Origin of the sequence: Pseudomonas paraversuta, assembly GCF_904067025.1 — a bacterium.
In the GTDB taxonomy this organism is placed as follows: domain Bacteria; phylum Pseudomonadota; class Gammaproteobacteria; order Pseudomonadales; family Pseudomonadaceae; genus Aquipseudomonas; species Aquipseudomonas paraversuta.
In genome coordinates this window covers 3,838,514-3,856,587 of sequence record NZ_CAJFDA010000001.1, presented here as the reverse complement: position 1 = coordinate 3,856,587, position 18,074 = coordinate 3,838,514, and the positions used below count along the sequence as shown (strand labels likewise).

At 57.4% G+C, this 18,074-nt stretch carries 15 protein-coding genes; 14 read left to right on the top strand and 1 reads right to left on the bottom strand.

Annotated features, from left to right (window positions below; all coding sequences use genetic code 11):
* Positions 1-2: 2 nt before the first annotated feature.
* From lpxD to ispD, 12 genes are all read left to right on the top strand, one after another.
* On the top strand, positions 3-1,058 hold the full coding sequence (gene lpxD, locus JQ848_RS17520) for a UDP-3-O-(3-hydroxymyristoyl)glucosamine N-acyltransferase (RefSeq protein ID WP_003440447.1): 1,056 nt from the start codon (positions 3-5) through the stop codon (positions 1,056-1,058).
* Between the two features lie 109 nt (positions 1,059-1,167).
* Positions 1,168-1,608 (top strand): 3-hydroxyacyl-ACP dehydratase FabZ, encoded by a 441-nt coding sequence (gene fabZ, locus JQ848_RS17515; protein ID WP_003440450.1) that lies wholly within the window; start codon positions 1,168-1,170, stop codon positions 1,606-1,608.
* Positions 1,605-2,381: an acyl-ACP--UDP-N-acetylglucosamine O-acyltransferase gene (gene lpxA, locus JQ848_RS17510; protein ID WP_003440454.1), complete on the top strand. Its 777-nt coding sequence runs from the start codon at positions 1,605-1,607 to the stop codon at positions 2,379-2,381. Before fabZ ends, lpxA begins: the two co-directional genes overlap by 4 nt.
* 2 nt (positions 2,382-2,383) lie before the next feature.
* Positions 2,384-3,514, top strand: a complete 1,131-nt coding sequence (lpxB, locus tag JQ848_RS17505; RefSeq protein ID WP_202210982.1) for a lipid-A-disaccharide synthase — start codon at positions 2,384-2,386, stop codon at positions 3,512-3,514.
* Positions 3,515-3,525: 11 nt separating this feature from the next.
* Positions 3,526-4,149, top strand: coding sequence for a ribonuclease HII (gene rnhB, locus JQ848_RS17500; RefSeq protein ID WP_003440459.1), 624 nt, complete (start codon positions 3,526-3,528; stop codon positions 4,147-4,149).
* Positions 4,150-4,227: 78 nt separating this feature from the next.
* A complete protein-coding gene (gene dnaE / locus JQ848_RS17495; RefSeq protein ID WP_003440462.1) occupies positions 4,228-7,749 on the top strand; it encodes a DNA polymerase III subunit alpha in 3,522 nt (1,173 codons plus the stop codon).
* A gap of 184 nt (positions 7,750-7,933) precedes the next feature.
* On the top strand, positions 7,934-8,881 hold the full coding sequence (locus JQ848_RS17490) for an acetyl-CoA carboxylase carboxyltransferase subunit alpha (RefSeq protein ID WP_003440465.1): 948 nt from the start codon (positions 7,934-7,936) through the stop codon (positions 8,879-8,881).
* Between the two features lie 78 nt (positions 8,882-8,959).
* Positions 8,960-10,276, top strand: coding sequence for a tRNA lysidine(34) synthetase TilS (tilS, locus tag JQ848_RS17485; RefSeq protein WP_202210981.1), 1,317 nt, complete (start codon positions 8,960-8,962; stop codon positions 10,274-10,276).
* A gap of 272 nt (positions 10,277-10,548) precedes the next feature.
* Positions 10,549-12,180, top strand: a complete 1,632-nt coding sequence (locus JQ848_RS17480) for a CTP synthase (RefSeq protein ID WP_003440470.1) — start codon at positions 10,549-10,551, stop codon at positions 12,178-12,180.
* Positions 12,181-12,508: 328 nt separating this feature from the next.
* On the top strand, positions 12,509-13,798 hold the full coding sequence (gene eno, locus JQ848_RS17475; RefSeq protein ID WP_003440481.1) for a phosphopyruvate hydratase: 1,290 nt from the start codon (positions 12,509-12,511) through the stop codon (positions 13,796-13,798).
* Positions 13,799-13,961: 163 nt separating this feature from the next.
* Positions 13,962-14,240, top strand: a complete 279-nt coding sequence (gene ftsB / locus JQ848_RS17470) for a cell division protein FtsB (protein ID WP_003440483.1) — start codon at positions 13,962-13,964, stop codon at positions 14,238-14,240.
* Positions 14,237-14,941, top strand: coding sequence for a 2-C-methyl-D-erythritol 4-phosphate cytidylyltransferase (gene ispD / locus JQ848_RS17465; protein ID WP_003440486.1), 705 nt, complete (start codon positions 14,237-14,239; stop codon positions 14,939-14,941). Before ftsB ends, ispD begins: the two co-directional genes overlap by 4 nt.
* 79 nt (positions 14,942-15,020) lie before the next feature.
* Here the strand turns inward: ispD and JQ848_RS17460 are convergent, their stop codons facing one another.
* The gene (locus JQ848_RS17460) at positions 15,021-15,917 is read right to left on the bottom strand and encodes a LysR substrate-binding domain-containing protein (RefSeq protein WP_003440489.1); all 897 of its coding nucleotides are present in this window, start codon (positions 15,915-15,917) and stop codon (positions 15,021-15,023) included.
* Positions 15,918-16,025: 108 nt separating this feature from the next.
* Between JQ848_RS17460 and JQ848_RS17455 the strand changes: the two genes are divergently transcribed.
* The gene (locus JQ848_RS17455) at positions 16,026-17,138 is read left to right on the top strand and encodes an S-(hydroxymethyl)glutathione dehydrogenase/class III alcohol dehydrogenase (protein WP_003440492.1); all 1,113 of its coding nucleotides are present in this window, start codon (positions 16,026-16,028) and stop codon (positions 17,136-17,138) included.
* Between the two features lie 87 nt (positions 17,139-17,225).
* A complete protein-coding gene (fghA, locus tag JQ848_RS17450) occupies positions 17,226-18,071 on the top strand; it encodes an S-formylglutathione hydrolase (protein ID WP_003440495.1) in 846 nt (281 codons plus the stop codon).
* The last annotated feature ends 3 nt before the right edge of the window (positions 18,072-18,074 follow it).

Sequence of the window (18,074 nt, the reverse complement as noted above, 5' to 3'; positions counted from 1 at the left end):
TTATGACTGCGACTATAAAACTCGGCCAATTGGCCGAGTTCCTCGGTGCCACCTTGCGTGGCAGCGCGGAGAAAGAAATTACTGGGCTAGCCACTTTACAAGAGGCTGGCCCAGCTCAGTTGAGCTTTCTGGCCAATCCCCAGTACCGAAAATTCCTTGTCGACTGCCACGCGGGAGCTGTATTGCTCAAGCCGGACGATGCCGAGGATTATGTCGGTGATGCGCTATTGGTACCTGATCCTTATCTGGCATATGCCCGAATTTCCCATTTGTTCGATCCCAAGCCCAAGGCGGCGCCCGGCATTCACCCGACGGCAGTCATTGCTGTTGATGCGGTGATTGATCCGCTGGCCAGCATTGGTGCTTTTGCAGTGATTGAAAGTGGTGCTCGAATCGCTGCCGGCGTCACGGTCGGTCCCCACTGCTTTATCGGGGCCCGTTGTGAAATCGGCGAGGGCGGCTGGCTGGCCCCGCGGGTAACGCTTTATCACGACGTACGCATCGGCAAGCGCGTGGTGATTCAGTCGGGTGCTGTGCTGGGTGGTGAGGGTTTTGGTTTCGCCAACGAGAAGGGTGTCTGGCAAAAGATCGCGCAGATCGGTGGGGTAACCATCGGTGATGATGTCGAAATTGGCGTCAACACCGCCGTCGACCGCGGTGCTTTGGCCGATACGGTGCTGGGTAATGGCGTCAAGCTGGATAACCAGATCCAGATCGCCCATAACGTTCAGGTCGGTGACCATACGGCCATGGCTGCCTGTGTGGGCATTTCCGGTAGCACTAAAATCGGCAAGCACTGCATGTTGGCGGGTGGTGTCGGTTTGGTGGGGCACATTGAAATTTGTGACAACGTGTTCTTGACTGGTATGACGATGGTGACTCACTCGATTACCAAACCAGGCGCCTATTCTTCAGGGACCGCCATGCAGCCGGCGGCCGAATGGCGCAAGAGCGCGGCACGTATTCGTCAGCTGGACGATATCGCCAGACGGCTTAAACATCTGGAAAAGCACGTCGGGGAAGTGACCCCGGACGGTAAAGCTTCTTCAGAGGGCTAATACATTTTCCATATCAAGTGTGCATAGCCACTGGTTTGCTTCCTTGATTTGCTAGAGGAGCGCGCCTTAGTCGCGCGCGCCCAATCTTTATTACAGGCTTCCCCACGAAATGATGGACATCAACGAGATTCGCGAATATCTGCCCCACCGTTACCCGTTCCTGCTGGTGGATCGCGTAGTGGATCTGGATATCGAGAACAAGCGCATTCGTGCCTACAAGAATGTCAGCATCAATGAACCTTTTTTCAACGGTCACTTTCCGGCGCACCCAATCATGCCCGGCGTTTTGATCATTGAAGCGATGGCTCAGGCAGCTGGTATCCTTGGCTTCAAAATGCTCGACCTCAAGCCTGCCGACGGCACGCTTTACTATTTCGTGGGCTCCGACAAGCTGCGCTTCCGTCAACCGGTCACCCCGGGTGATCAACTGATTCTTGAAGCCAAATTTCTGAGCTGCAAGCGTCAGATCTGGAAGTTCGAGTGCCAGGCTTCGGTTGATGGAAAGCCGGTTTGCTCGGCTGAAATTATCTGTGCGGAACGCAAACTATGAGTTTGATTGACCCTCGCGCAATCATCGATCCGACGGCCATATTGGCCGACGACGTCGAGGTCGGCCCATGGTCGATCATCGGCGCAGGTGTGGAAATCGGCGAGGGGACAGTGATTGGGCCGCATGTGATTCTCAAGGGCCCAACCAGGATCGGTAAGCACAATCGTATCTACCAGTTCTCTTCGGTAGGCGAGGACACACCTGATCTGAAGTACAAGGGCGAAGAAACCCGCCTGGTGATCGGTGACCACAACGTCATTCGTGAAGGGGTCACCATTCATCGCGGTACCATTCAGGATCGCGCCGAAACAACCCTGGGCGATCACAATCTGGTCATGGCTTATGCCCACATCGGCCATGACAGCGTGATCGGCAATCACTGCATTCTGGTCAATAACGCTGCCCTGGCGGGCCATGTGCACATGGGTGACTGGGCGATCCTGTCCGGTTTTACTCTGGTTCATCAGTTCTGCCATATCGGCGCCCACAGCTTCTCGGGCATGGGCACCGCCATTGGCAAGGACGTACCGGCATTTGTGACGGTGTTTGGCAGCCCTGCGCAAGCGCGCAGCATGAACTTCGAAGGCATGCGCCGTCGCGGTTTCAGTGAAGACGCCATTCACGCGTTACGCCGCGCCTATAAAGTGGTGTACCGCCAGGGCCTGACCGTTGATCAGGCGCTGGCCGAACTGGCTGAGCCTGCTGCGCAATTCCCTGAAGTTGCAATGTTTGTTGAGTCGATTCAATCCTCCACCCGCGGCATTACGCGCTAGTCATGGCTAGATTGCGTATCGCGCTGGTGGCAGGGGAGGCTTCGGGCGACATTTTGGGCTCGGGGCTGATGCGGGCACTCAAGGCACAGCATCCTGATGTCGAATTTATCGGCGTCGGCGGCCCATTGATGGAAGCTGAGGGCATGACCTCTTACTTCCCGATGGAGCGTCTGTCGGTCATGGGGCTGGTTGAGGTGCTGGGTCGTTTGCGCGAATTGCTCAAGCGCCGCAAGCTTCTGGTCCAGACCCTGATCGCAGAAAGGCCCGATGTCTTTATCGGCATCGATGCGCCTGACTTCACGCTCAATATCGAACTCCAGTTACGTCGTGCCGGGATCAAAACCGTGCACTACGTCAGCCCTTCCGTGTGGGCGTGGCGTCAGAAGCGAGTGCTGAAAATCCGCGAAGGCTGCGATTTGATGCTGACCTTGCTGCCGTTTGAAGCCAGGTTCTATGAAGAGCACGGTGTACCTGTGCGTTTCGTCGGACACTCTCTGGCAGACACCATCCCGCTTGAGGCCGACAAAGCCGGTGCGCGTGCCGAGCTGGGGTTGCCTGAGGGGCCGCTGGTCGCTTTGATGCCGGGCAGTCGCGGTGGCGAAGTGGGTAAGCTGGGCGGGCTGTTTCTGGATGCTGCGCAAAAAATTCGTGAAGCACGACCTGATGTGCGGTTTGTCCTGCCTTGCGCCAATGCGGCGCGCCGGGCGCAAATTGAACAGTTGCTGGTCGGGCGTGATCTGCCCCTGACCTTGCTCGACGGCCGCTCGCATCTGGCCCTGGCGGCTTGTGATGCGGTATTGATTGCATCCGGTACGGCCACCCTGGAAGCGCTGCTGTACAAGCGCCCGATGGTGGTGGCTTATCGTCTTGCAGGTCTGACCTACTGGATTCTCAAGCGTCTGGTCAAAAGCCCCTACGTGTCATTGCCCAACCTGCTGGCTCAACGGATGTTGGTGCCTGAACTGTTGCAGGATGCGGCTACCCCGCAAGCATTGGCGCAAACCCTGCTGCCCTTGCTGGACGGTGGCGAAGAGCAGACCCGGGGCTTTGACGAGATACACCGTACATTGCGTCTTGACGCTTCCAATCAGGCCGCCAAAGCGGTGCTGGATCTGATTGCGCAATCCAAATGAGTAAAGTAACCATGCAAATCGGGCTGGACTTCAATCTGGTCGATCTGGCCGAAGACCTTGTGGCCGGCGTCGATGAGGTGGGCCGCGGGCCGTTGTGCGGCGCGGTAGTGACCGCAGCGGTAATTCTTGACCCTGCGCGTCCCATCGCCGGGCTCAATGATTCGAAAAAGCTCACCGAAGCGCGGCGTGAAAAGCTTTACGACGAAATCTGCGAAAAAGCCCTGAGCTGGTGTATTGCCCGGGCCGAAGTTGAAGAAATCGACGAGCTGAATATTTTGCACGCCACCATGCTGGCCATGCAGCGGGCTGTCGAAGGCCTGAGCATTACCCCCAAGCTGGCCATGATCGATGGCAACCGCTGCCCTAAACTGGCGATGCCGGCTGAGGCCGTGGTTAAAGGCGATAGCAAGGTTCCGGCGATTGCAGCGGCTTCGATTCTGGCCAAGGTCAGTCGTGACCGGGAGATGGCCGCCTTTGAGTTGATCTATCCCGGCTATGGCATCGGCGGACACAAGGGTTATCCGACCCCGGTACACCTCGAGGCGCTGGAACGCCTTGGTCCCACGCCGATACACCGGCGTTCGTTTGGTCCGGTGCGTCGGGCCTGGGAAGCCCGCGAGGCGACCGAGATTTAGCCCCAAGGCTGATGTTTTTGCCAAGGCCCGGTACAATCCGGGCCTTGTTGTTTCTCAAAGCTTAAAGACAGGATCACCATGCCGGCTTCATTCGTTCACCTGCGCCTGCACACTGAATACTCCCTGGTCGATGGCCTGGTGCGGATCAAACCGCTGATCAAAACCCTGGCCGGGATGAATATGCCCGCCGTGGCGGTGACCGACCAGAACAACATGTGTTCTTTGGTCAAATTCTATAAAGCGGCCATGGGCGGCGGGATCAAGCCGATTTGCGGGGCTGACCTGTGGTTGTCGAACAAAGACCCGGAAAACCCGGTGAGTCGCCTTAGCCTGTTGGCGATGAATGGCGTCGGCTACCGCAATCTGACTGAACTGATCTCCCGTGGCTTTATTGATGGTCAGCGTAACGGCCAGGTCATTATCGAGCGCGAATGGGTAGCCGAGGCTGCTGAAGGCCTGATCATGCTTTCGTCAGCCAAGGAGGGTGAAATCGGCATCGCGCTGATCAGTGGCAACACTGAAGAGGCCGAGGTTCTGGCCCGCGAATGGATGACCGTATTCCCGGACCGGTTCTATCTCGAGGTTCAACGCACCAAACGTCCCAATGACGAAGAGCACCTGCATGCAGCGGTAGCGCTGGCAGAGACAGTCGGCGCGCCACTGGTGGCGACCAACGATGTGCGCTTCATCAGGCAAGAAGACTTCGAAGCCCACGAAACCCGTGTCTGCATCGGTGAAGGCCGGGCGCTGGACGACCCGCGCCGCTCGAAAAACTACAGCGACCAGCAGTACCTGAAAAGCGCCGAAGAAATGGCCGAGCTGTTCAGTGATTTGCCAGAGGCGCTGGTGAACTCGGTTGAAATCGCCAAGCGCTGCAACATCGAAGTAAAACTGGGCAAACACTTTTTGCCCAACTTCCCGATTCCCGATGGCATGACCATCGATGAGTATTTCCGCAAGGTGTCCTTTGACGGTCTGGAAGATCGCCTCAGCGTTCTGCTGCCTAAAGACACCACCGAAGACTATGACGCCAGGCGCCAGGTGTATGTCGACCGGCTGAATTTCGAACTGGATATCATCATCCAGATGGGGTTCCCCGGTTACTTCCTGATCGTAATGGACTTTATCCAGTGGGCTAAAAGCAACGGCGTACCCGTTGGCCCGGGTCGAGGGTCGGGTGCCGGGTCACTGGTGGCCTATGTGCAGAAGATCACCGACCTTGATCCGCTGGAATACGACCTGCTGTTTGAACGATTCCTTAACCCGGAACGGGTATCGATGCCCGACTTCGACGTCGACTTCTGCATGGATGGTCGAGACCGGGTCATTGAGTATGTAGCCGAAAAGTATGGTCGCAACGCGGTAAGCCAGATCATTACCTTTGGTTCGATGGCTGCCAAGGCGGTAATCCGTGACGTGGCCCGGGTCCAGGGCAAGTCCTACGGCCTGGCGGACCGTCTGTCGAAGATGATTCCGTTCGAAGTCGGCATGACCCTGGAAAAAGCCTACGAGCAGGAAGAAATCCTGCGCGACTTCATCAAGGTCGATGAAGAAGCGGCCGAGATCTGGGACATGGCCCGCAAGCTCGAGGGCGTAGTCCGTAACGTTGGCAAGCACGCGGGTGGCGTTGTAATCGCGCCGACCAAACTTACCGACTTTTCGCCGATTTACTGCGACGAAGAGGGCGGCGGCCTGGTAACCCAGTTCGACAAGGACGACGTTGAGTCGGCCGGTCTGGTGAAGTTCGACTTCCTGGGGCTACGGACCCTGACAGTCATCGACTGGGCGCTGAAAACCATCAACCGTGATCGCGCCAAGGTAGACGAGCCGCCTCTGGATATCGCTTTCATTCCGCTGGATGACAAGCCGACCTATCAGTTGCTGCAAAAGGCCGAAACCACTGCAGTGTTCCAGCTTGAGTCGCGGGGCATGAAGGAGCTGATCAAAAAGCTCAAGCCCGACTGCCTGGAAGACTTGATCGCACTGGTGGCCCTGTTCCGTCCGGGGCCTCTGCAGTCAGGCATGGTTGATGACTTTATCAACCGTAAACACGGTCGTGCCGAACTGGCGTACCCGCACTCGGACTACCAGTACGAAGGGCTCAAGCCGGTATTGGCCCCGACATACGGCATCATTCTGTATCAAGAACAGGTGATGCAGATTGCCCAGGTCATGGCCGGCTACACCCTGGGTGGTGCCGACATGTTGCGCCGGGCCATGGGCAAGAAAAAGCCCGAAGAAATGGCCAAGCAGCGCGGCGGCTTTATCGAGGGTTGTGCCAACAACAATATCGATGGCGACCTTGCCGGTAACATTTTCGACCTGGTAGAGAAATTTGCCGGTTATGGCTTTAACAAATCCCACTCTGCCGCCTACGGTCTGGTGTCGTACCAGACGGCATGGCTGAAAACCCATTACCCGGCGCCGTTCATGGCTGCGGTACTGTCGGCGGATATGCACAACACCGACAAGGTCGTGACCTTGATCGAAGAAATTCGCACCATGAAGCTGCGTCTCGACGCGCCGGATGTGAATGCTTCGGAGTTCAAGTTCACGGTTAACGATGAAGGGCGGATCATTTACGGTCTGGGTGCGATCAAGGGCGTAGGCGAGGGGCCAGTAGAGGCCATCACCGAAGCTCGCCAGGACGGTCCGTTCACCGATTTGTTCGATTTCTGCGCCCGGGTCGACCTCAAACGCATCAACAAGCGAACCCTGGATGGTCTGATCCGTAGCGGTGCGCTGGACCGTCTGGGGCCGTTTTTCCATGATGAACCCAAGGCCTGGCAGGCGAGTATCGACCAGAATCGCGCGGTATTGCTGGCTGCGATGGAAGAGGCGATCAAGGCTGCCGAACAAACCGCCCGCACCCACGACAGCGGGCACGCCGATCTGTTTGGCGGCCTGTTTGTCGAGGCGGATGCCGACGTCTACGCCAATCACCGCAAGGCCAAGGAACTAACGCTCAAAGAGCGTTTGAAGGGCGAAAAAGACACCCTGGGCCTGTACCTGACCGGCCATCCGATTGACGAGTATGAAGGCGAGATCCGCCGTTTTGCCCGTCAGCGGATCATTGATCTCAAGCCGGCCCGGGATACTCAAACGGTCGCCGGCATGATCATCGCTTTGCGGGTCATGAAGAACAAAAAAGGCGACAAGATGGGCTTCATCACCCTCGACGACCGGTCGGGACGGATTGAAGCCTCGCTGTTTGCCGAGGCATTCCATTCGGCGCAATCGCTGTTGCAGACGGATGCGATGGTGGTGGTCGAAGGTGAGGTCAGCAATGACGACTTCTCCGGCGGCCTGCGCCTGCGGGTCAAGCGTGTGATGAGCATGGAAGACGCCCGAACCAGCCTGGCCGAAAGCCTGCGTCTGAAAGTTGTACAGTCCGCGCTCAAAGGTGATCAACTGCGCTGGCTGGGCGATTTGTTCAAGAAACACCGCGGCGCATGCCCGATCACCATGGAATACACCGGAGTGGGGGCCAAGGCGACGCTGCAGTTTGGCGAGACCTGGAGAATCGATCCGGCTGACAGCTTGATTCAAGCCTTGCGTGACCAGTTTGGGCGAGACAACGTCTTCCTCCAATACCGTTGACGGTCAGGGGTGCGAGAAGCGCCCTGACCTCGACCCGAATTTTTAATCTCGACCTGAGAGCGCCTGTCCCTTAAGGTAGGCGCGATACAGATCAACCGGCTGCCCCAGTTCGGTTAAAAGCACCAGCAAATGCTGGGTTTTAACTCTTCTGGCATGCTTTGCCGCCGACCCAAGACGGATGCTTATGAACCCGAATTTTCTTGATTTCGAACAGCCGATTGCTGACCTGCAAGCCAAAATCGAAGAGTTGCGCTTGGTTGGTAACGACAATTCGCTGAACATCAGCGATGAAATCTCTCGTCTGCAAGACAAAAGCAAAACGCTGACTGAAGATATTTTCGGCAAGCTGACCAGCTGGCAAATTGCCCGTCTGGCCCGTCACCCGCGCCGTCCTTACACCCTGGACTATATCGAGCACATCTTCACCGAGTTCGATGAGCTGCACGGCGACCGCCATTTCTCGGACGACGCTGCCATTGTTGGCGGTATTGCCCGTCTGGACGATCAGCCAGTGATGGTGATTGGTCACCAGAAGGGCCGTGAAGTGCGTGAAAAGGTACGCCGCAACTTCGGCATGCCGCGCCCGGAAGGCTACCGCAAGGCTTGCCGTCTGATGGAAATGGCCGAACGTTTCAAGATGCCGATCCTGACCTTCATCGACACCCCTGGCGCTTACCCGGGGATTGACGCTGAAGAGCGCAACCAGAGTGAAGCAATCGCCTGGAACCTGCGGGTGATGTCGCGCCTCAAAACCCCGATCATTGCCACTGTTATCGGTGAAGGTGGTTCGGGTGGTGCGCTGGCAATCGGCGTCTGCGATCAGTTGAACATGCTGCAGTATTCGACCTATGCGGTGATTTCGCCGGAAGGTTGTGCATCGATTCTGTGGAAAACCGCCGAAAAGGCGCCGGATGCTGCCGAAGCGATGGGCATTACTGCCGAGCGTTTGAAAGGTCTGGGTATTGTTGACAAGGTCATCACCGAGCCATTGGGTGGCGCGCACCGTGATCCGGTGGCGGCTTCCGCTTCGATTCGTGCCGAGCTTGCCTCCCAGCTGGACATGCTCAATAAACTCGATCACGAAGCGTTGCTCAAGCGTCGCTATGAGCGACTGATGAGCTACGGTCTCTGACAGGGGCATTGTAGGAGCCAGCTTGCGCGCGAGCTCTTCGTTGCTGCGTTGTAAGGCTAGCTCCTACAGGATTGTGCGATGTCCAACCTCTCAATCCTGCTTCTCAAAGCCCTCGAGCCCTGGCGCAATGCCAGGGCCTGGCATGTAGCGCTCTCCGGCGGTCTCGATTCGACCGTGTTGCTGCATGTTCTCGCTCAACTTCGTCAAACCCGTTCTCTGCCTCCTCTGAGCGCCATCCATGTCCATCATGGTCTTCAGGCTGCGGCAGACGCGTGGCCGGCCCACTGCCAGGCACTCTGTGATGCGCTGGGAGTGCCGCTGCAGGTTGTACATGTGCATGTGCAGGCCGGAGCAAGTCTTGAGCGTGCGGCCCGTGAGGCTCGCTATCAGGCGTTCGTGACGCTTACGCGAGCGCAAGAGGTGCTGCTCACCGGTCAGCATCGCGACGACCAGGCGGAAACCCTGCTGTTTCGTCTGCTGCGCGGGGCCGGAGTGAGCGGCCTGGCTGCGATGCCGCGTCAGCGTCGGCTGGGTGAAGGCAATTTATGTCGACCTTTGCTGGATGTGTCGCGCACCGTCCTGGAGGCCTACGCGCGGGAACACAGCCTGAGCTGGATTGAAGATCCGTCCAATCAGCAGACCGACTTTTCGCGAAATTATTTGCGCCATGAGATTTTCCCGCTGCTGACCCGGCGCTGGCCGCAAGCAGCCGCCAGCATGGCGCGCAGTGCGGCCCACTGTGCCGAGGCGCAGGGCCTGCTCGATGACCTGGCCCGGCAGGACCTGCAAGCTGCGGGGGCGGTCAGCGAGTTCGACTGGCTCGGCTTGCCCTCGCTGGAGCTTGCGCCGATCACCTGCCTGTCACCGGCCCGGCAACGCAATGCGTTGCGTTACTGGCTGGCGGCATTCAGTCAATTACCGGATACCGATCATTGGGCCGGTTGGGATGCCTTGCGCGATGCCCGGGGCGACGGGCAACCGCTCTGGAAACTTGCCGAAGGCGAGTTGCACCGTGCAGGCGGGAGGATCTGGTGGCTGGCCGGTGACTGGTTGCGCCAGCCGCCAGCTTCTGTGCAATGGCACAACCCGCATCAACCACTGATATTGCCCGGCAACGGCCAGTTACGTCTGTCGGGGGATATACCCGATGGCTCCGTGCAAGTGAGCTATCGTCAGGGGGGCGAGGTGATGACGGTGAAAAACCGTGGTCATCGTGACCTGAAGCGACTGCTCAACGAGCAGGGGTTGCCATTATTTGTCCGTGGCAGATTGCCGCTTCTGTATGTAAACGGGCAGTTATTGGCAGTGGCAAACCTCCCGGGACTGGACTGCGGCCCCTGTGGACGCTGGCAATTGCACTGGCTGCCAACTAAGAGCGATCAAGGTTTGAGCTGAAAGGGTGTTTCCGGTAGACTACGCTCCCTTCTTGATACAACTTCTGTAGATTCACCAGAATTGCAGATGTTGCCGATTACCAAGCAGTCTTTGCTGGGCGATTTTAAAAAAATGTGTGGCTTGTATCGAACCGTTGGTTTCCATCGGTCTGTTTCAACGCAGCAGTTTTTCGAAAGGTGCACTGTGACTAATGCTGGTGATTGGGGGCTTCGGCCTTCCTTCGCTTTCCCCGGCGGCTCTGACCGCTTTAACGCAGACTTCTAGGGTTTTTCATGACGCGCTACATCTTCGTCACGGGCGGTGTTGTTTCTTCATTGGGGAAAGGCATTGCCTCGGCTTCATTGGCAGCCATCCTGGAGGCGCGGGGACTTAAGGTCACCATGCTGAAGCTGGACCCCTACATCAACGTTGATCCGGGCACCATGAGCCCGTTCCAGCACGGTGAAGTGTTCGTCACACACGACGGCGCAGAGACCGACCTGGACTTGGGTCATTACGAGCGGTTTATCCGCACGACCATGACCCAGAACAACAACTTCACCACGGGCCGTGTCTACGAACACGTCCTGCGCAAGGAGCGCCGTGGTGATTACCTGGGTGCAACCATCCAGGTAATTCCGCACATCACCGACGAGATCAAGCGTCGAATCATCAAGGGCGCCGGCGATGCCGACGTAGCGATGGTTGAGATTGGCGGCACTGTGGGTGACATTGAGTCGCAACCGTTCCTCGAGGCAATCCGTCAGCTGCGCATCGAAGTAGGCGCCAAGCGCGCCATGCTGATGCACCTGACTCTGGTTCCGTATATCGCCACTGCTGGCGAAACGAAAACCAAACCAACGCAACACTCGGTTAAAGAATTACGTTCCATCGGCCTGCAGCCAGATGTTCTGATCTGCCGTTCCGATCACCATGTCGATATTTCCTCGCGTCGCAAAATCGCGTTGTTCACCAACGTTGAAGAGCGTGCGGTGATTTCGCTGGAAGACGCCGACACCATCTACCGTATCCCGGGCATGCTGCACGCTCAGGGTCTGGATGATTTTGTCGTTGAGCGTTTCGGTCTGGAATGCAACAGCGCCGACCTGTCCGAATGGGAACAAGTGGTCGACGCCAAGCTCAATCCTGAGCACGAAGTCACCATCGCCATGGTCGGCAAGTACATGGAACTGCTGGATGCGTACAAGTCGCTGATTGAAGCGATGAGCCACGCCGGTATTTCCAACCGTACCAAGGTCAACCTGCGTTATATCGATTCTGAAGACATCGAAAACAAAGGTACTGAACTGCTGGAAGGTGTCGATGCCATTCTGGTTCCGGGCGGCTTCGGTCTGCGCGGCGTAGAAGGCAAGATCACTGCGGTTCAATATGCTCGCGAAAACAAGGTGCCATACCTGGGTATCTGCCTGGGCATGCAAGTGGCGGTTATCGAGTTCGCACGTAACGTGCTGGGCTGGAAAGACGCCAACTCCACCGAGTTCGATCGCAACAGCGGCCACCCGGTTGTGGGCCTGATCACTGAGTGGGAAGACGCCACCGGTGCTGTTGAAACCCGTACCGAAACTTCGGATCTGGGCGGCACCATGCGTCTGGGTGCACAGGACTGCCAGCTTACCGCCGGCTCTCTGGTTCACGACTGCTATGCCAAGGACGTGATCGTTGAACGTCATCGCCATCGCTATGAAGTGAACAACAACCTGCTGCCTCAACTGATGGAAGCCGGCCTGAAAGTAACCGGTCGTTCCGGTGACGGCGCGCTGGTAGAAGTGGTTGAAGCACCGGATCATCCTTGGTTCGTTGCTTGCCAGTTCCACCCGGAGTTCACCTCCACGCCACGTGACGGTCATCCGTTGTTCACGGGTTTCGTCAAGGCTGCACTGGCTCAGCACGAAAAAAACGCTTAAGCAGCAGGGTGTAATGGAAAGTCCGCGCAGGTTCTGGCGGACTTTCCAGAAGATCACCCTGGTTTTTGCGTGCTACCGACTACCGACGACCACGTGTTTGCCTTGGCAGCCGCGGTCGCCGATGTCTGCGGCAGACACTTCTGTGAAGAGTTTTCCGACAATAGAAACCGCATCACCCTCGTTTCTCCGGTAAAGTACCGCACGATTTCTCGGACCCCTGGCTCCGAACCTTATCGTCCTCAAGGCTGCCTGCAGATTGGCCCTTGTCGATGATGACAAAATTTCCCTCAGCTGCGTCGTTTTCGTCAACTTTGGAGTGTTTACAACAATGGCAAAAATCGTCGACATCAAAGGTCGTGAAGTTCTCGACTCCCGTGGCAACCCCACCGTGGAAGCGGACGTGCTTCTCGACAACGGCATCATCGGCAGTGCTTGCGCGCCTTCCGGTGCTTCCACCGGTTCCCGTGAAGCGCTGGAACTGCGTGATGGCGACAAGAGCCGTTACCTGGGCAAAGGCGTTTTGAAAGCCGTTGCCAACATTAACGGCCCGATTCGCGATTTGCTGCTGGGTAAAGACCCGGTTGATCAAAAAGCGCTGGACCACGCGATGATTGCGCTGGACGGCACTGAAAACAAAGGTTCCCTGGGCGCTAACGCCATCCTCGCTGTATCCCTGGCAGCTGCCAAGGCTGCGGCTCAGGACCAGGACCTGCCGCTGTACGCACACATCGCCAACCTGAACGGCACCCCGGGTGTTTACTCGATGCCGGTACCGATGATGAACATCATCAACGGTGGCGAGCACGCAGATAACAACGTCGACATTCAAGAGTTCATGGTGCAGCCGGTTGGCGCCAAGACCTTTTCCGACGCGCTGCGCATGGGTACTGAAATCTTCCATCACCTTAAAGCTGTACTCAAGGCTCGTGGCCTGAGCACTGCAGTGGGCGATGAGGGTGGTTTCGCACCTGACCTGGCTTCCAACGAAGATGCACTGAAAGTGATCTCCGAAGCTGTCGCCAATGCCGGTTACACCCTGGGCACTGACGTGACCCTGGCTCTGGACTGTGCGGCCAGCGAATTCTACGAAGACGGCAAGTACAACCTGTCTGGCGAAGGCCAGGTGTTCAACTCCGAAGGTTTTGCCGAGTACCTCAAAGGTTTGACTCAGCGCTACCCGATCATCTCCATTGAAGATGGCCTGGACGAGTCTGACTGGGATGGCTGGAAAATCCTGACCGACAAAGTCGGTGAGAAAGTTCAGCTGGTAGGGGACGACCTGTTCGTAACCAACACCAAGATCCTGAAAGAAGGCATCGATAAGAAGATCGCCAACTCGATCCTGATCAAGTTCAACCAGATCGGCACCCTGACCGAAACCCTGGAAGCTATCCAGATGGCCAAGGCCGCTGGTTACACTGCAGTGATTTCGCACCGTTCCGGCGAAACCGAAGATTCCACCATTGCCGATCTGGCAGTGGGTACTTCGGCTGGCCAGATCAAGACCGGCTCTCTGTGCCGTTCGGATCGCGTGTCCAAGTACAATCAATTGCTGCGTATCGAAGAGCAATTGGGCGCAAAAGCCAAGTACAACGGTCGCAGCGAGTTTCGCGGCTAAGCAGTTGGTGGTAAAAAGACAGCAGGTTGTGTCGGAATTTTCGCTTAGACGAGTTTTTTGACACTAATCTGAATCTGTACAAGCCTGGGTTCTCCAGGCTTTGTACTATTGGTTGTTTACGTTTTTCGGCATGGCTGTCTTTTCACTGGATACCTGATATTCGATGCGCAGTCCTAATTGGTTGTTTCTCATCTTGCTCTTGCTGCTGGCTGGCCTACAGTATCGCCTGTGGGTGGGGAATGGCAGTTTGGCGCAGGTTACCGACCTGACCCAGCAAATCGCCGATCAGCATGCTGAAAACGAAGTATTGCTGGAGCGCAACCGTGTGCTGGATGCGGAAGTTCTGGAGTTGAAAAAAGGCATGGAGACCGTTGAAGAACGTGCTCGCCATGAGTTGGGCATGGTCAAGGAGGGCGAAACCCTCTACCAGTTGGCCCAATGAGTTCCCTGTCACCGGCCTTCTGGGCCGTGATTCCTGCCGCGGGCGTTGGTGCCCGTATGGCCGCGGACCGTCCCAAGCAGTATTTGCAGTTGGGCGGGCGCAGTATTCTGGAACACAGCCTCGGCTGTTTTCTTGACCATCCGGGCCTCAAGGGGCTGGTGGTCAGCATTGCTTCTGATGACCCTTTTTGGCCTTCCTTGCCCTGTGCCGCCGATCCACGGATCGCCCGGGTAGAGGGCGGGCGCGAGCGTGCCGATTCGGTGCTCAATGCGTTGCTGCATCTGCATGCACTGGGCGCGTCTGATGACGATTGGGTGTTGGTTCACGATGCCGCACGCCCGAACCTGTCCCGTGAAGATCTGGACAAATTGCTGCGCGAACTGGCCCTCGACCCGGTCGGTGGCTTGCTGGCGGTTCCTGCGCGGGACACGCTCAAGCGCGTCGACAAGCATGGCCGTGTGGTTGAAACCGTCGATCGCAGTCTGATCTGGCAGGCGTACACGCCGCAGATGTTCCGTCTGGGAGCATTGCACCGGGCCCTGGCTGATAGCCTGGTGGCAGATGCCAAAATCACTGATGAATCCTCAGCCATGGAGTGGGCGGGCCTCGCGCCGCGCCTGATCGAGGGTCGCTCGGACAACATCAAGGTGACCCGCCCCGAGGACCTCGAGTGGCTGCGGTTGCGCTGGGTCAATCGTTGATCCCTCTGTAGCAGCGAGCTTGCCTCGCGATCTTTTAAAAGATCAAAAGATGGCGAGGCAAGCTCGTTGCTACAGGTTTCTAACCCAAATACTCCTCACGCTTTGCCAATCCTTCCTTCAGATAGTCCACCAGCTTCCTGACCTTTGGCGACAAGTGCCGTTGCTGCGGATAGAGCGCCCAAACCGCGGTATTGGGTGGCTGATGAGTTTCTAGCAAAGACACCAGAGCCCCGGTCTTCAAATGCTCCAGCACGTAATAGTCCGGTAGCTGGCACAGCCCGACCCCCAGCAGGGCTGCATCCAGTACTGCCTGCCCGCTGTTGCAGCGCCAGTTGCCTTGCACCCGCTGCGAAAATTCGCGCCCGTCCTGCTGCAATTGCCATAGATCTGAGCTGCCAATCAAACAGTTGTGGCGGCTCAATTCCGACAGGCTATGGGGGCGGCCGTAATGTTCCAGGTAGGACGGCGATGCACACAGATACATACGTCGTGGTGCCAGGCGGGTGGCCACCAGTCGTGAGTCCTGCAGCCGGCCCAGGCGGATGGCCAGATCAAGGCTCTCGTGCACCAGATCCAATGGACGATTGCTCAGTTCGATATCGACCCGTAACTGCGGGTACAACCCCATAAAACGTGTCACCAGCGGCACGATAAAGCGTTCGCCGTAGGCCACGGCGCAGGTCATTCGCAGCATGCCTTTGGGTTCGCTGGCCAGGTCGCCGACTGCACGCAGGGCTTCTTCGCGGCCGTCTTGCAAGCGCTGGCAGTGCTGTAAAAATGTCTGACCGGCCTCGGTCAGGGTTACCCGGCGCGTACTGCGATAAAACAGGCGGGTTTGCAGGCGTTCTTCGAGTCGGGCGACCTGGCGGCTTATGTGCGATGAGGACACGCCAAGGCGTTCTGCAGCAGCGGTGAACTGGCCGCATTCGGCCACCGCAACAAACTCATCAATGCCTTCCCAGCGGCTCTCATTCACAGTTGATTATCCCTGTATGGCAATAATGTTTTGCTTTTGTCCGGATTATTAATCAGTCAGCGCTGATTTACACTCCTGGTCTTGTTTTAACTTTGCTGGAGTCGATTGATGATCAAGTCACGTGCTGCCGTAGCCTTCGAGGCCAAGAAACCGCTGGAAATCGTCGAAGTTGACGTTGCGATGCCCAAGGCGGGTGAAGTGTTGCTGCGGGTGGTGGCTTCGGGTGTATGCCATACCGATGCCTACACCTTGTCGGGGGCCGATCCGGAGGGCATCTTTCCGTCGATTTTGGGCCATGAAGGCGGCGCTATAGTTGAGGCGATCGGCGAAGGTGTTACCTCCGTCGCAGTGGGCGATCACGTCATCCCGCTGTACACGCCGGAATGCCGCAAGTGCAAATTCTGCCTGTCAGGCAAAACCAACCTGTGTCAGGCGATTCGTGCCACCCAGGGTAAAGGCCTGATGCCGGACGGCACCACGCGCTTCTCCTACAAAGGGCAGCCAATTTTCCATTACATGGGCACCTCTACCTTTTCGGAATACACCGTGTTGCCGGAAATCTCGGTGGCCAAGATTCAAAAAGACGCACCGCTGGAGAAGGTCTGCCTGCTGGGTTGTGGTGTCACCACGGGTATTGGTGCCGTGATCAATACTGCCAAGGTCAAGCCGGGCGACACCGTAGCCATCTTCGGCCTGGGCGGCATCGGCCTTTCAGCGGTGATCGGCGCAGTAAAGGCCAAGGCCGCGCGGATCATTGCCATCGATATCAACCCGGGCAAGTTTGAAATCGCCAGGCAACTGGGCGCGACCGATTGCGTCAACCCGAAGGACTTTGATCGCCCGATTCAGGAAGTGATAGTCGACATGACTGACGGCGGCGTCGATTTTTCTTTCGAGTGCATCGGCAATGTGCAACTGATGCGTGCGGCACTGGAGTGCTGCCACAAAGGTTGGGGCGAGTCCGTCATCATCGGTGTCGCCGGTGCCGGTCAGGAAATTTCGACCCGTCCGTTCCAGTTGGTCACCGGCCGAGTCTGGCGTGGATCGGCCTTTGGTGGCGTGCGTGGGCGCACTGAGTTGCCAAGCTATGTCGACATGGCGCAAACCGGCGAAATCCCGCTGGACACTTTCATTACCCACACCATGGGCCTGGAAGACATCAACAAGGCTTTCGACCTGATGCACGAAGGCAAAAGCATTCGTACTGTAATCCACTTCTGACGAAGAGCTGCAAGCTACAAGCTATAAGCGGGAGAAACACATGCCCGCTTTTACTTGTGGCTTGCAGCTGAAAGCTTGGAGCTGTCCATGACACTGGAAAATATTTCATGCCAGAAAAGCTTCGGTGGCTGGCACAAGCGCTACCGGCACCGTTCTGAAGTGCTGGGTTGCGACATGGTATTTGCCGTGTACTTGCCGCCCCAGGCCGAGCAGGGCGCCAGGCTGCCGGTGTTGTACTGGCTGTCGGGTTTGACCTGTACCGATGAAAACTTCATGCACAAGGCCGGCGCTATGAAAATGGCCGCCGAGCTGGGGCTGATTATTGTGGCGCCGGACACCAGCCCCCGTGGCGACGGGGTTCCGGATGATCCGGATGGCGCCTGGGATTTCGGCCTGGGTGCAGGTTTTTACCTGAACGCAACGCAGCAGCCTTGGGCTCAGCATTACCGCATGCATGATTATGTGGTGCAGGAATTGCCGGCATTGGTTGAAGCGCATTTCCCTGCCTCGCAAAAACGCGGGATCAGCGGACACTCCATGGGTGGCCACGGAGCTTTGGTTTGTGCGTTGCGCAATCCGGGGCGCTATCAGTCGGTGTCCGCTTTTGCGCCGATCAGCAACCCGATGGATTGCCCGTGGGGGCAAAAGGCCTTCTCCCATTATCTGGGGGATGAGCGCTCGCGGTGGCGTGAATGGGACGCGTGCATTTTGATCAGCGAGGCCCGTGAAAAGCTGCCGCTATTGGTGGATCAGGGAGATCGGGACGACTTTCTGAGTGTGCAGCTCAAGCCCGAGGCACTGCAGCAGGCTGCGAAACTGGCGGGTCATCCGTTGAACTTGCGTCTGCAGCCGGGCTACGACCATAGCTATTTTTTCATCGCCAGCTTTATTGACGACCACTTGCGTCACCACGCGAGCGCACTAAGCGCTTAATAG

Excerpts from the sequence above, each read along its gene's own strand:
- lpxA (WP_003440454.1), top strand. The coding sequence starts at position 1,605 with ATGAGTTTGATTGACCCTCGCGCAATCATCGATCCGACGGCCATATTG.
- rnhB (WP_003440459.1), top strand. The coding sequence starts at position 3,526 with ATGCAAATCGGGCTGGACTTCAATCTGGTCGATCTGGCCGAAGACCTT.
- dnaE (WP_003440462.1), top strand. The coding sequence starts at position 4,228 with ATGCCGGCTTCATTCGTTCACCTGCGCCTGCACACTGAATACTCCCTG.
- lpxB (WP_202210982.1), top strand. The coding sequence starts at position 2,384 with ATGGCTAGATTGCGTATCGCGCTGGTGGCAGGGGAGGCTTCGGGCGAC.
- eno (WP_003440481.1), top strand. The coding sequence starts at position 12,509 with ATGGCAAAAATCGTCGACATCAAAGGTCGTGAAGTTCTCGACTCCCGT.
- JQ848_RS17490 (WP_003440465.1), top strand. The coding sequence starts at position 7,934 with ATGAACCCGAATTTTCTTGATTTCGAACAGCCGATTGCTGACCTGCAA.
- JQ848_RS17455 (WP_003440492.1), top strand. The coding sequence starts at position 16,026 with ATGATCAAGTCACGTGCTGCCGTAGCCTTCGAGGCCAAGAAACCGCTG.
- lpxD (WP_003440447.1), top strand. The coding sequence starts at position 3 with ATGACTGCGACTATAAAACTCGGCCAATTGGCCGAGTTCCTCGGTGCC.
- fabZ (WP_003440450.1), top strand. The coding sequence starts at position 1,168 with ATGATGGACATCAACGAGATTCGCGAATATCTGCCCCACCGTTACCCG.
- JQ848_RS17480 (WP_003440470.1), top strand. The coding sequence starts at position 10,549 with ATGACGCGCTACATCTTCGTCACGGGCGGTGTTGTTTCTTCATTGGGG.
- tilS (WP_202210981.1), top strand. The coding sequence starts at position 8,960 with ATGTCCAACCTCTCAATCCTGCTTCTCAAAGCCCTCGAGCCCTGGCGC.
- ftsB (WP_003440483.1), top strand. The coding sequence starts at position 13,962 with ATGCGCAGTCCTAATTGGTTGTTTCTCATCTTGCTCTTGCTGCTGGCT.
- ispD (WP_003440486.1), top strand. The coding sequence starts at position 14,237 with ATGAGTTCCCTGTCACCGGCCTTCTGGGCCGTGATTCCTGCCGCGGGC.
- fghA (WP_003440495.1), top strand. The coding sequence starts at position 17,226 with ATGACACTGGAAAATATTTCATGCCAGAAAAGCTTCGGTGGCTGGCAC.